Source organism: Brevibacillus sp. HB2.2, from assembly GCF_013284275.1.
GTDB classification, from domain to species: Bacteria; Bacillota; Bacilli; order Brevibacillales; family Brevibacillaceae; genus Brevibacillus; species Brevibacillus brevis_D.
This window is the reverse complement of record NZ_JABSUV010000014.1, coordinates 58,135-73,785: the sequence shown is the minus strand read 5'-3', so window position 1 is coordinate 73,785 and position 15,651 is coordinate 58,135. Positions and strand designations below refer to the sequence as shown.

Annotated in this window: 1 protein-coding gene; it reads left to right on the top strand. The window is 46.8% G+C overall.

Features of this window, described 5'->3' with window-relative positions:
- Positions 1 to 67: 67 nt before the first annotated feature.
- Complete coding sequence (locus HP401_RS12400; RefSeq protein WP_173605216.1) at positions 68 to 15,640, top strand: non-ribosomal peptide synthetase/type I polyketide synthase; 15,573 nt, start codon at positions 68 to 70, stop codon at positions 15,638 to 15,640.
- Positions 15,641 to 15,651: the final 11 nt, after the last annotated feature.

Here is a 15,651-nt window from a genome sequence, read left to right as displayed (position 1 = left end):
TTTGAGTGGTGATGCTCATCAGGCAAGCTAGAAACTATCAAACATGGGACAAGGGAGGAACAACGCTTTGCATTTTGTTCAGACATTAGTAGAGGCGCTGGAATTGTGGAAGAACGAGGACCATAAAGGCGTTACCTTCATTTTGGGAGACCAGAATGAGGTGTTTGTTTCCTATAAAGAATTGTATGAAGAAGCCCTCGGCTATTTATTTATCCTCCAAAAAAGTGGAATCAAACCTGGTGATGAGGTCGTTTTTCAAATTGAAGATAGTAATCTTCGAACTTTTGTCTGCCTTTTTTGGGGATGCTTACTCGGTGGAATGATTGCTGTTCCTATTTCTGTAGGGGATAACGAAGAGCATCGTCTTAAGCTGTTAAAGGTTTGGCGGACATTAATCAATCCGTATCTCATTACAACGGGTAGTGTCTGGAAACGACTGGAGGATTTCTTTAGGAAACACAACTACCTGACGGAAATGGAATCGTTGAAGTCGAAGTCCTTCCTGCTTGATGAGACCGTGAAAACAGAAGAGAAGGGCACAATCTATTATCCTACTGCTGATCATGTGGCCTTTATTCAATTTTCATCTGGATCTACGGGGGATCCAAAAGGGGTTACCCTGACGCATGAAAACCTTGTCCATAATGTGCTTGCGATTAATAACAGACTTGAAACGACTGAGTCTGACTCATTTCTAAGTTGGATGCCCTTAACTCATGACATGGGGATGATCGCGTTCCATTTAGCCCCGTTGTACGCAGGAGTTCAGCATTATTTTATTCATACCTCACTGTTTATCAGGCGACCTACGCTATGGCTGAAGAAAGCAAGCGAGCACAAGGCAACAATTACTTCTTCTCCGAACTTTGGGTATAAATATGTGTTGTCCAGGTTTAAACCAGAAGTGGCAGAAGAGTGGGATTTGTCTACGCTTCGCTCGATTCTAAATGGTGCAGAACCCATTGCTTCAGAATTGATCCATCATTTTTTGGATCAGATGAGCCCCTATGGGTTGAAGAAAACAAGCATGGTCCCATGCTATGGATTGGCTGAGGCCTCTGTGGGAGTATCCATACCTGATCAAAACTTACATTTTACAACGCTTTCTCTGGATCGTAGGTTTATCCAGATAGGAAAGCCAATCAAGATGACGGATCAAACAAATCCAGAAGCGCTCACCCTAGTAGAAGTCGGCTACCCCATTGATTTTTGCGAGGTAAGAATATGTGATGACGAGGATCATGAGCTGCCAAGCGATACGGTTGGTCATATCCACATTAGAGGAAAGAATGTAACCGCTGGATACTACAACAACCCTACTGCCACTGCAAATGTAATGACGGCTGATGGATGGCTCAGAACAGGGGATCTGGGTTTTATGCGAAACGAACGTCTTGTCATTACGGGGCGTGAAAAAGACATCATCTTCGTGAATGGTCAAAACGTTTATCCGCATGATATTGAGCGGATTGCTGAGGAAGTCGAAGGAGTCGAGCTTGGGAAGGTCGTTGCCTGCGGGGTATTTAACGAGGAGACCAAAGAGGAAGACATTCTAGTGTTTATCCTTCACCGGAAAAGTGTTGAAGACTTCATGGAGCTTTCCAAGAAAGTGAAAACGCATTTGAACGAGCGAACAGGGTGGAGAATAAGCGAGGTCTTGCCGATTCAGCGCATCCCCAAAACAACGAGTGGAAAAGTTGAACGATATAGAGTGGCTAGGGAGTATCAGTCCGGAGCATTTCGCGAGGTTTCCGAGGAAATGCAAAGCCGAACCACCGAACAGGTAAAAGAGGAAAGAACCGATAAATCACCTCTCTTGCGCGAAGAATTGGAAAAACAACTGCTAGCCATTTGCCGCGAGGTGCTTCAATCCGATAAATTGGGACCAAACGATAGTTATTTTGACGTAGGCGCTTCCTCTATGCAGTTGACCCAGTTAGCAGGGCGGATTGAAGAGGAGATGGGGATTACGTTGGCGGTAACAGATTTGTTTGCTTATCCGACAATCTCCAGGCTTTCTCGCAGTCTCTTCCCCGACGATCAAGCGACTGATCACATAAAAGAGACAGAAACGAGCCAACAGAAACAAAAGGATATCGCGATTATCGGGATTTCTTGTAAGTTCCCGCAGGCTCAGGATGTGGATCAATTTTGGCAAAACATCCGGGAAGGAAAAGATTGTATCCATGAGCTTCATGGTCAGAGACGAAAGGACACGGAACAATATGTATCGCTGATAAGAGGCGAGCTGGGCAATCCTACCCTTGTGGAGGGCGGTTATTTAGAGGAGATTGACAAGTTTGACCATTCGTTCTTCTCGATCACCCCAAAAGAAGCGAAGCTAATGGACCCCAACCAAAGGCTGTTCCTTCAAAATGCTTGGAATACACTAGAGGATGCAGGCTATGGAGGCCACAAGCTTTCAGGGGAAAAAGTAGGGGTGTATGTCGGCTTCTCCAAGCTGGGATACGATTACGAACGGCTTTTGTCAGTGGTAAGTCCCAAGGATTTGCCCTCTTATGCAGTAGGCAACCTTCCTTCGATCATTGCGAGCCGCATTTCACACTTGCTTGATTTGCGCGGCCCTGCTGTCACCGTGGATACAGCCTGCTCTTCTTCCTTAGTTGCGGTTCATATGGCGTGCAAGGCTATCCAAAACGGTGATTGTGAGATGGCTTTGGCAGGGGGAGTCAAAACAATCCTGCTAGCGCTGAAGGCTGGAATTGGAATGGAATCCTCTGACAACCGTTCAAGGGCGTTTGACGATCAATCGGATGGAACGGGCTGGGGTGAGGGAGTAGCTTCTGTTCTGTTAAAACCTTTGGAAAAAGCCATCGAGGATGGGGATCACATCTATGCTGTGATTAAGGGAAGCGCTGTTAATCAAGACGGTGTTACAGTCGGGATTACCGCTCCGAACTCACAGGCCCAGGCAGAATTAATCGTAGACGCTTGGAAGGATGCGCAAGTAGACCCAGAAACGATTAGCTATATAGAAGCGCATGGAACAGGTACAAAGCTGGGGGACCCTGTTGAGCTGGACGGAATTCAACGAGCATTCCGACAATATACACAGAAGAAACAGTTTTGTGGAATCGGCACTGTCAAAGCGAATATTGGACATCTATATGAAGCAGCGGGAATCGCTGGCTTGATTAAGGCTGCTTTGCAATTGAAACACAAAGAGCTGCCAGCCCTCGTTCATTTCCAGAAGCCCAATCGGAATTTCTCATTTGAAAAGTCGCCAGTCTATGTGCAAAACAGACTGGAAAAATGGGAAACAGATGGACATCCACGGAGATGCGGGGTTAGCTCGTTTGGGTTTAGCGGGACGAATAGCCACGTCATTTTGGAAGAGTATGTGCCGGTAAATGAAGCGGAGCTGACAGTCTCAGACGAGGTGCAAATGTTTACTTTGTCGGCCAAATCCGAGTCAGCCCTTCAACATCTGATTCAAAATTATCGGGAGTTTCTATCTTCTTGCGGACCGCTTTCTCTGTCTGATTTGTGCTATACGGCAAATACTGGGAGAGAAACGCTTCCTTATCGGATTGCGCTCATTTTGCATAGCCGAAGCGATTTCGAACAAAAGCTCGACCGATTGGCGGTCCGGCTTGAAAATGATCGAGATGTATTTGTCTACTCACCTGGGAAAAAGCGCGTTCCAGAAGAAACCGTTCATCTGTTGAGTCAATCCGCGCGGGATGTACAGGAAAAGTACCACACGGCGAGTACCGAGATGAAGTATTCCTATGCAACGACTTTATGCGATTTGTATGTACAGGGCGCCACGGTTGACTGGGATGCGTTCTACAGGGATGGCAAAAAGAGAAGAAAAATGCCATTGCCGGTGTATCCTTTCGATCAGCATCGCTCTTGGATTACAGATGATATGAGCAGTATCATTCCGGAACAGCCGAATACTATTAGCGGAAATAGAGGTGCTACTGTGTCAGAGATAGGAACTGCGCCAATCGCAAAAGTTCTGAAAGAGTTGGTTCATCAAGCTTCGGGTTTTGCTGTAGAAGAAATTGATCCATCCCTTCATTTTCTTGAGCTAGGCTTAGATTCTATTATGCTCGTACAAATCAATCGTGAAATACAGGAAAAGTTTGGAGTAGTCATTCCGGCTCAAGAGTTGTTTGAAACCATTACCAGCGTTGATAAGCTAGCAGCGCATATCGCACTGGAGCTATCCAGTAGCCCGGCTGTGGCTTCTGCCAAACAAATGGAATGGATGGCAATCGAGCAACCGAAAGCAAATGTAGTTGTGGAACAGGAACAGAATGACGTTCAGCCTATTCAACAATCAGAGCCGAGAGAGCAATCCACGAAAATGCCAGTCCCAATCAGCACAGGGGCGGTTGAAACCATTATCGAAAAGCAGATTTCGCTCTTATCTGAACACCAAAACCAAATGGCTACGCTGTTACAAAAGCAATTGGAGCTGTTGAATCAGGAACAAAGCTTTGTACCAAAACAAAGCGCTGAATCTGTGACTGTTGCTCCCGAGATCAAGAAACCTGAGGCAAAACCACCGATCAAGGTCAAGGGGAATGAAGAGGAACGTCAGAAGCCATTTATACCGTATCAGCCACTGATGATCGGTGAACGAGGCAATTTTACACCAAAACAAAGAGAGTATCTGAACGCATTTATTCAAAGCTATACGGAAAAGACAAAGAAATCCAAGCAGTATACACAAGAGCACCGATTTGTGCATGCCAACAATCGCAATGTGTCTGGATTCCGTTCCTATTGGAAGGAAATGGTTTACCCAATCATTACGCAAGCATCAGCTGGTTCCAAAATGTGGGATCTGGATGGAAATGAATATCTCGATCTGACGATGGGATTCGGTGTAAACCTGCTTGGTCATAATCCAGCATTTATCATGAAAAAGCTGGAGGAGCAGATTCAATCTGATTTGCCTCCGCTGGGTCCAATGTCGGATGTAGCTGGAAGGGTAGCGGAATTAATCAGCGAGTTAACCGGAGTGCAGCGTGTCGCGTTTTACAATTCGGGGACAGAGGCAGTAATGGTGGCACTGCGCTTGGCCAGGGCTGTTACAGGCCGCTCGAAAATCGCCTTATTCTCCGGCTCCTATCACGGTACATTTGACGGCATTCTGACTGTTGCTGATCCTGAGTCCCAAGATGGGAAGGCCATACCGATGGCACCAGGTATTACCCAGCATACGGTGGATGACGTCCTGGTCTTAAACTACAACCATCCAAAATCAATTGAGCTGATCAAGAAACATGCTCATGAACTGGCCGCAGTATTAGTCGAGCCTGTTCAAAGCCGCCGTCCAGATTTGCAGCCGGTGGAATTCTTGAAGGAAGTCAGAGAGATTACAAGCCAATCAGGCACTGCCCTTATTTTTGACGAGATCATTACGGGATTCCGCATACATCTTGGTGGCGCACAGGCATGGTATGGAATAGAAGCAGACCTCGTTACCTATGGAAAAGTTCCGGGTGGCGGCATGCCGATCGGTGTTGTAGCCGGGAAAGCTGCGTTTATGGATGCAGTGGATGGGGGAATCTGGAATTTTGGAGACCAATCTTACCCGGTAAACGCTGAGAAAAAGACGTTTGTGGGCGGAACGTTTTGCACGCATCCACTGACGATGCATGCTGCGATCGCAACGCTGGAATATTTGAAGGAGCAGGGCCCGCAGCTTCAGGAAGCGATCACGCAAAAGACCCTCTACTTGGTAGAAACGCTTAACGCGTATTTTAAGAACGAGCAGATTCCAATCCAGATGATTAATTGTGGTTCCTTGTTCCGCTTCGTATCGTTTACCGATATCGAATTGTTCTTCTATCATCTGATCAGCAAGGGCATTTATATATGGGAGGGCAGAAATTGCTTCCTTTCCACTGCTCATACTGATGAGGATATCGAGAGACTGATCCAAGCAGTGAAGGAAACTATTGATGATCTGCGTCGAGGAGGCTTTTTGCCGGAGCCACCACCAACTTCTCCGAATGGAGGACGCAAACAAAATCAAGTTGTCGAAATGACAAGCTTTACGAGACGCGATGGGCAAAAGCCCGAGGCAACGCTTGTGGAAAGGGTGGGGGAAGAACTAAGGCTTCCCCTTAGCCCAGAACAGAAACAAATGTGGTTTGCAGTCAAATATCGCGTGGAAGCATCGGCGGCTTTTAACGAGACAGCCTCACTACAGGTCGAGGGAGAGCTTGATATTCCTGTGTTTGAGCAGGCTGTCCAAGCCATGGTGGATCGTCATGAAGCATTGCGAACCATCATTGATTCCAACGGAGAGTATCAGGTGATTCTGCCCAAAAGGGATGTACGTGTTCGATTCGTGGATGTGAGCCACCTTTCGTCTGGGGAACAGGAAGAAAAAAAGAATCAGCTGCTGGAGGAACAAACAGGCACGCCATTTGAGCTGTCTTCTGAGGACCCTCTGTATCGGGTAAGTGTCATCAAGCTGGCTCCCGCCAAATTCCTAACTTCCTATACCTTCCATCACATGATTGCGGATGGGTGGTCCATGGCTGTATTTATCAAAGAGCTAGATGATATCTACTCGGCCCTTATACAGAAACTACCAATAGCGCTCGAGCCTTCTACACCGTTTTCTGCTTACCGAAACTGGCAAGAAGATCAGATGCAGAAACCAGCGTTTCAGGAAGCGCTCGCGTACTGGAACGAAAAATTCGCTGATCCAATCCCCAAGCTCGTTTTTCCTTTGGAGAAACGAGGTACGGGAAAACCATCTTTTACTGGCGAGAGAATTACTTTCAAGATCGACAGCAGCATCACAAGGAAGGCAAGAAAAAGAAGCATTCAAAACAAGAACAGTCTGTTTATTACCTTGCTCGCTTCTTTTAACCTCTTCCTTCATCGTATTCTTGGCAATAGAAAAATGGTGGTTGCGATTCCTACTGCGGGTCAATCCCATATCGGCAAAATGTCCTTGATCGGAAACTGCGTTAATCTTTTGCCGATTTGCACGGAAATGGATGGCGATGATACGGCTGCGGAATATTTGTCCCGAGTAAAACAAGCGGTTGCGGAGATGGAAAAGCATCAAGCCTACTCCTTTGCAGCATTAGCTGAAAATTTGCCGCATCAGAACTTGCCAGAGCTCTCTGTGTTGTTCAATATGGATCGACCGCTTCACAATCTGACTTTCGCTCAAATGAAGGCTACGCTGCTGCCCAATCGGATCATTTACAGCAAGTACGATCTTTTTGTAAACGTGACAGAAGTGGGCGGAGAGCTTGTTGTTGATCTGGATGCACGAAGTGGGGTAGTAACCACGGAGATTCTTCGCCAGTGGGGAGTCTACTTTGCCAATCTTTTGCATCGTATCGCAGAAGACGATCAGGAAAGAATTCGTTCACTATCACTTTTACAGCCAGACGAGATGGAAAAAATGAAACGCGAATCCAATGGCAACCTGGGCAAATATACAGCGGAATGGACAGAACTTTTGCAGGATATGCCAGATGATCAGGTGGGACGAGCTTCTCTCTATGTCCTGGATCAGTATCAGCAATTGGCCCCTGTGGGTGCGGTCGGACAGGTGTATTTGGCAGATGGGGGATTCGAGCATGCAAACCCGTCTCATTGGCAGCGAACAACGAAATCTGCTGTTCCGCTAGGAAATGGAGAAATCCAAATTATCCATTCATCCGATCGGCTTGCTAGGCAAAGAAGCATGAGCGGCAGAGAAGTAGAGCCGGCTGGAACGCCGACCGAAGAGACTATCAGAGTCATATGGCAGGAAATCTTGGGCAGCTCCCCGATGTATCTGGATGATAATTTTTTTGAACAAGGCGGGAACTCCTTACAAGCGACTGTCATGCTCAGTAGAATCTACAAGGAATGCCACGTGCAAATTCCTTTGCATCAAATTTTCCAATCGCAGACGATACGTGAATTAGCCAAATATGTAGACTCGTCAAAGCATCAAGCTTTTACACCCATTCGTTCATGCGAGTTGCAGCCTTACTATCAGTCTTCTTCCGCACAGAAAAGAATGTACATCCTCCAAGGTTTGGATGGAGGAACTGCCTACAACCTATCCGGCTACTTACAATTGGATGGGGAGCTGGAGCTTGATCGTCTGATCCACTCTTTGCAACAGGTTGTACACAGACATGATTCTTTCCGGACCAACTTTGTCATCAAGGATAATGAGGTCGTGCAAGTTTTACATGACGATCTGCCATTGGATATTGAGGTCGAACAATTGGCCGAAGAGGACGTCAATGAGGCGATTCGGACCTTTATCCAGCCATTTGATCTGAGCAAAGCACCGCTTATCCGAACAAAAATTTTCCAAGTGTCAGCCAAACGCTTCATTGTGGCTGTGGACATGCACCACATTATTTCGGACGGCTATTCCGTTTCTCTGTTTATTCGTGAGCTACTCCATACGTATAGAGGAGAATCACTGCCTGAGCTTAGCGTGACGTATAAAGATTTCGTGGCATGGGAGCAAGAGAGGGAACAGTCAGAACAGCTCTTGGCTCAAAAGGAGTACTGGCTTGAGCAATTTAGCCAAGGAGAACTCCCCGTGCTGAAGCTCCCCGTCGATTACCAAAGACCCCCGGTTCAATCCTTTGAAGGTGACCGCTTGACTATGGGAATCGGTGAGGAAGTCAGAAAACAGTTGCTCCAATTGGCTAGGGAAACTGACACGACCTTGTATATGGTACTGCTGGCTGCTTACAATGTCATGCTTTACCGATACACCGGACAGGGGGAGCTGATTGTCGGTTCTGCTGTGGCGGGAAGACAACACCCTGATTTGGAACGAATGATCGGCATGTTTGTAAATACGTTGGCTATCCGTAACTATCCAACAGGAAGCAAGACCTTTAAGGACTTCCTGAAAGAAGTGAAAAATCAAGCCCTCCTTGCATTTGAAAATCAGGAGTACCCATTTGAAAAACTGGTTGATGCTCTTCAACTAAACAAAGATTTGAGCAGGAATCCGCTATTTGATACCATGTTTGATTACCATTATGAATCCTTTGACGACGTGGCCTCAGATGATTTCAAAGTGACGACGTATGAATATCCGAAAGGCGTGTCCCTCTTTGATCTCAGTCTTGATGTCCATGACGATGGGACAACGCTCACTTGCCAATTTGATTACAGCACGCATCTGTTTAAACGCGATACGGTTGAGCGAATGGCAAAACACTTTGCCAAGATTCTTCACTTCATTCTGCAGTCTAATGAGAGCTGCTTAGCTGATTTGGAGTACTTGTCCAGTGAAGATATCAATCAGGTGGTTGCCGACTTTAATCAAGCGAGAAGGCAAATACCTGCTCCTCTCCATCCAACGTTCTATGAATGGTTTGAAGCAGAAGCAATCCGCCATGCAGAGAAAGTCGCTGTTTCTTACGGGGAAGAGCAGATCAGCTATCAGGAGCTGAATGCGAGAGCAAACCGCTTGGCACGGACTCTGCGTGATCAGGGTGTAAAACCAAATAGCTCCGTTGCAATTTTGGCCGAACGCTCGATTAACATGGTCGTCGCTGTTCTGGCAGTCATGAAGGCGGGAGGAGCCTATGTTCCGATTGATCCGCAGTATCCAAAGGACCGCATTTCGTTCATGCTGGAAGACAGTTACGCAAAGGTCATGCTGGTCAACCAAAATGGGCAGAGCGGAGTAGATTTCAGCGGCGCCATTATCGATCTGGACGCAGAGACCAGCTACAGGGAGGATTCGTCCAATCTCGACGCCATCTCCGGGCCGAACGATCTCGCCTATATCATTTATACCTCGGGTACTACTGGCAAACCCAAAGGGGTCATGATCGAGCATCGCAATCTGGTGAGTGTCGCCAATACATGGCGGTACGAATACGAATTAGATCAGATGAATGTGAATCTCTTGCAGATGGCGAGTTTCTCTTTTGACGTGTTCGCAGGGGATTTGTGCAGGGCTTTGTTGCATGGTGGACATTTGGTGATTTGTCCAAGTGAGGTAAGGATTGATCTTCCGGTTCTTTACCAGTGGTTGACCCGGTATGAAATTTCCTTATTTGAATCGACACCTGCTCTTGTTCTTCCTTTTATGGAGTACGTTTATCAAAATGGATTGCCGCTCAACCATCTGAAACTGCTGATTCTTGGTTCAGATACATGCCAAAGCGAGGCGTTTGTCCGTTTGGTCGAGCGTTTCGGGCAGATCAAAATCATCAATAGCTATGGGGTCACTGAGGCTGCTATTGATTCCAGCTACTTCGAAATCGCTGGCGATACTGAAATGACAACCGGAAATGTTCCGATCGGAAAACCGCTGCAAAACACAGAATTTTATGTGTTGGATTCCCAATTGCGGCCACAGCCGGTAGGTGTGTACGGTGAACTATATATCGGGGGAGCAGGTGTTGCGCGGGGTTATCTGAACCGAGAAGAATTAACCCGTGAGCGCTTCATCCAAAATCCTTTCCGTCCTGGTGAGAACATGTATAAGACCGGCGATATTGTACGCTGGATGGCAGATGGAAATATGGAGTTTGTTGGTCGTTCGGACTACCAATTGAAGATACGTGGTTACCGTGTGGAGCTAGGTGAAGTCGAAAATCAGCTGTTACGTCATGAAAAGGTTCGCAATGCCATTGTGCTCCCGAAGACAAAGGGAGATGAATCCGTTGTGTTGTGCGCGTATTACACGACGGATGAGGGAGTAAGTCCATCCGAAATCAAGGGGTTCTTAGCCGAGTCCCTTCCTGAGTTCATGGTACCGACCTTTATCATCCAATTGGCAGAGCTGCCTGTGACGCCAAACGGCAAAATCGATCGAAATGCTTTGCCAGAACCCGATCTGTCTAAGCTGGTATCCGAGGAATACGTAGCGCCAGCGACAGAAAATGAGAGAAAACTTGCAGAAATATGGCAAGAGGTCTTGGGGATCGAGCGAGTTGGCGTTCTGGATCGATTCTTTGAGATCGGTGGACATTCGCTGCATGCTGCCATTCTTCTTGCCAAAGTGAACAAGGAGTGGCAGGTAGAGATTCCGCTGCGAGCTGTTTTCCAAAATCCTACCGTCAGGAGCTTTGCCCACGTCATTTCCGAAGCGACCCAAGCAGAAATGCCGTTGATTCAGGCGGTTGGAAAACAAGAGCATTATGAGCTCTCTCCTTCACAAAAAAGGATTTTCACCGTTCAATCACTCGATGAAACGAGTGTGGCCTATAACATGGCAGGCGCTTTGGTTCTTTCCGGGCAGCTGGATTCTGTGGCATTGGAAAACGCATTCCAATCTCTTATCCAAAGGCATGAGGCGTTCCGTACATCCTTCGACTACGTAAATGGTGAGCCGAAACAATTTGTCCATGACTCTGTCCATTTTGCCATCGATCATGCTAGCGAAGAGGACAGTCCTGAACGTATAGAAGCTCTCATTCGGACGTTCATTCAGCCATTCGAACTGAGCCAGGCACCATTACTGCGCGTTAAATTGGTCAAATTGGCGGGGGACAAGCATTTACTCCTGATTGACATGCACCACATCATTGCAGATGGAACATCGGTGAGCATTGTGATTGATGAGTTAAATAAACTGTATAACGGGCAAAATCCAGAACCACTCACCGTTCAGTACAAGGATTATTCGTCTTGGTTGAAACAGATCAAGACGACGGGGCAGTCGCATAAGCAGGAGAAGTTCTGGATAGATGAATTCAGCGGGGAATTACCTGTTATGAATCTGCCTACGGACTATCCGCGACCGCAGTTTCAAAGTTTTGAAGGGGGTACGGTCGAAAGCGAGATTGATGTGGATGTATCCCGCAGATTGCAGTCCTTGGCGAAGGAAGCAAACGTAACGGTCTTTTCGATTCTATTGGCGGCGTACAACGTTTTGCTGTCCAAATATACCGGGCAAGAGGATATTGTCGTTGGGACCCCGGTGGCAGGAAGAAACCACACCGATATTCAAAAAGTAGTGGGAATGTTTGTAAATACGCTTGCTCTGCGAAACTATCCAGCAGGCAACAAGACGTTCCGCGAGTTTGTTCAAGAGCTAAGTGAGAAGTCACTATTGGCGATTGAACATCAGGATTATCCATTGGAAGACCTGGTAGAAAAGCTTCAGGTTCGACGTGACCCAAGCAGGAATCCGTTGTTTGACACCATGTTCTCCTATGACAATGTGGCAGATACGGCCTTTGACTGGAACAGGGTAGAGGTCAGGCTTTATCCATTCCAAACGAAAATATCCAAGTTAGACATCGTCATGAATGTCGAGATGAGAAATGAAGGCTTTTTCGTGGAGTGCGAATATAGCACGAGCCTATTCAAGCCTGACACGATGGAGCGCTTTATTAGCCATTTTACAAACGTCCTGCGGCAGATAGCTACGAACATGGATATTCTTGTGGGCGAGATTGACCTCATGTCTTTGGAAGAAGTGCAGTTTTTAGAGAAGCTCAGTAATGATACGAAGCGAGAGTATCCTGTGGTACACCCGATCCATGTTGCCATCGAGGAATCAGCCAGACTTTATCCAAATCGAATTGCCGTTTCCTATCAAGGCTCGACAATCACTTACCAACAATTGAACGAGAAAGCCAACGCAGTCGCATCGGATCTGCTGAAGCGCGGGATAGGAAAAGGCAAGTATGTTCCAGTGCTTATGGAAAGAAGTCTGGAATTGGTCGTATCGTTATTAGGTGTAATGAAGACGGGAGCTGCGTTTTCACCATTGGACATTCAGTGGCCTGTCGATCGACTCCAGTCTGTTATTGCCGAGCTGGGTAGCGAGTTCGTATTCGTAGAATCTGGACATGCCTTTACGGAAACGGATTTGGGAGCGAAATTGGTCGAGATTGATCTGGGGCAGCTGACAACGGAAGTGGAAAATCATAATCTGTCCGTATCGCCGGAAGACCCCATCTATGTCATTTTTACTTCTGGCTCAACAGGCAAACCAAAAGGTGTCGTCGTTCCGCATAGAGGGATCGTCAACCGCTTTAACTGGATGAATGATTATTTTGGACAAGAGGCAGCGCAATCTGTCCTTCAGACCACCAACCATGTATATGACAGTGCCATTTGGCAATTCTTCTGGCCGCTGACCAATGGTGGAAAAACAGTCTTGCCTACAACGGGGATGACTGTCTCGGCTGATTACATGGCTGGAATCATTGAAGACGAACAGATTACTTTAACTGATTTCGTCCCATCTGTTTTTAATGTGATCGTTAATCAGTTAGCCGAAAATCTCGAACTTCAGGGCAAATTACAATCGCTCAAAAAGATCATTATCGGTGGCGAGGAAATTGTTCCGTCTGCTGTTTCCAAATTCCTGAAAATATACCAGTATGTATCTCCGACGAATTTGTATGGTCCGACAGAAGCAAGTATCGGATGCATTGCCTATCAAATTACGGGAGAGGAAGATCGCATCCCGATTGGAAAACCGATCTTTAACACGAAAATCCTTCTACTCGATCCATACGGAAAACGAGTGCCGATAGGTGTCCCAGGAGAAATCTACATCTCAGGTATGCCGCTTGGATTAGGTTATTTGCATAACGAGGAGCTAACGAGACAGAGCTTTGTCGATAATCCATATGCGGAACCGGGCTACGAAAAAATGTATAAGACAGGAGATCTGGCTGTCTATTTACCGGATGGGAATATCCATTTCCTGGGCAGGAAGGATTTCCAGATCAAAATCAGGGGATATCGAATCGAGCCGGGTGAAATTGAAAGCAAGCTGCTTTCTCTGGAGCAGGTAAAGGAAGCAATCGTTATCGCCAGAGAAGAGGAAAATGGTAGCAAGTACTTATGCGCTTATATTGTGACAGAGCATGAGCTTACGGCTGATGAGTGGAGAGACCTGCTCGCGAAAGATTTGCCGGATTACATGATCCCGTCTTTCTTCGTTCGACTAGACGCTATGCCGATTACGGCTGTTGGAAAAGTAGATCGGAAAAAACTCCCTCTTCCTGATCGCTCTCTCTTGGTGGAGGAACACATCGTTGAACCGTCCGATGAACAGGAACAAATCATGGTCACCATCTGGCAGGATGTGCTGGGGCTTGCGCAAGTAAGTGTGACCCACAACTTCTTTGAGCTTGGGGGAGACTCCATTAAAGCTCTTCAGATGATTGCGAGATTGAGGAGTCATGGGTATGAGCTCCGATTGAAAGACTTGTTCCAAAATCCGCGTATTCGCAGTGCAGCTAGATATCTCCAGACGTTGACCAGACAAATTGATCAAGGGCCTGTAATGGGAGCAGTCGCGTTGACACCAATCCAGATGAACTTCTTTGAACAAAACCATCAGAACCCTCATCATTACAATCAATCGGTCATGTTGTTCAGAGAAGCTGGCTTCGATCCAGAACTGGTTCAACAAGCATTTACGAAGCTCATTGAGCATCATGATGCTTTGCGAATGAAATTCCAAATGAATGAGTCAGACATTGTCCAGGAGCATCGGAAACTGGAGGAGTGTCTGGTTCCCATTATGGTCAAGGAGTTTTCGGCGCAAAACGTAGAGGAGATGGAGCAAGCTGCTCAGCTTATACAGGAAGGGATCGATTTGACGGATACCGCGTTGGTAAATCTCGGCCTTTTCCGAACAGAAGCTGGAGATCACTTGTTAATCGTGATTCATCATCTGGTTGTCGATGGTGTCTCATGGCGGATTCTTCTAGAAGATTTCCATACAGTGTATGACGCATTGTTGCAGAAAGAAGAGCCTGCTTTGCCTATGAAAACCGATTCCTATCAAACCTGGTCAGAAGAATTGCAAAAATATGCACAGGGAAGCGAAATTCAACAGGAAATCGGATATTGGAAGCAGGTCGAGGAAATGCCATTCTCTCCACTGGCAAAGGCGGAAACGAATGGGGCACTGCTTATGCAAGATACAACAGATGTCACCATCGAGCTTGATGAAGCCTTCACAGAAAAGCTGCTGAAGCAGAGCCACCAGGCTTATAACACGGAAGTGAATGATTTGTTGCTTACGGCGTTGGGTTCGGCGGTAAAAGAGTGGGCGGGGATAGAGCATGTGCTCGTGAATCTGGAGGGACATGGAAGAGAAGAGATCGTGAAGGGGATCGATATTTCACGCACTGTCGGATGGTTTACAGCCCAGTATCCATTCGTACTGGATATGAGCCGATCGGAATCCCTCGGCTATCAAATCAAAATGGTAAAAGATAGCCTGAGGCGTGTGCCGAACAAAGGTGTTGGATACAGCATTTTACAATACCTGTCTGCGGGACAAGCCGATGTTCCGTTAACATTCCAGGTAAAGCCCGAGATCAGTTTTAACTACTTGGGACAATTTGATACAGACTTGGAATCAGGGAGCATAACGACTTCTTCCCTGTCACCGGGCCGAGAAATCAGTCCGACCGCCATTCGTTCCTTTGCGCTTGATGTGAATGGCATGGTTGTGAATCGCAAGCTAACTCTCACTTTTACGTATCATCGTGAAGAGTTTGAAGAAGGAACCATTCAGCGCCTCGTGGATGCCTACCGAGAAAAGATCGTAGAAATCATAACGCACTGCTTATCGAAAGAGACAGTCGAGCAAAGCCCAACAGATTTCACATACGATGAGATGTCCATTGAGGAATTAGATCATCTTTCCCAACTGCTGGGTGAAAAAATTCAATGATAGCTGGTGAT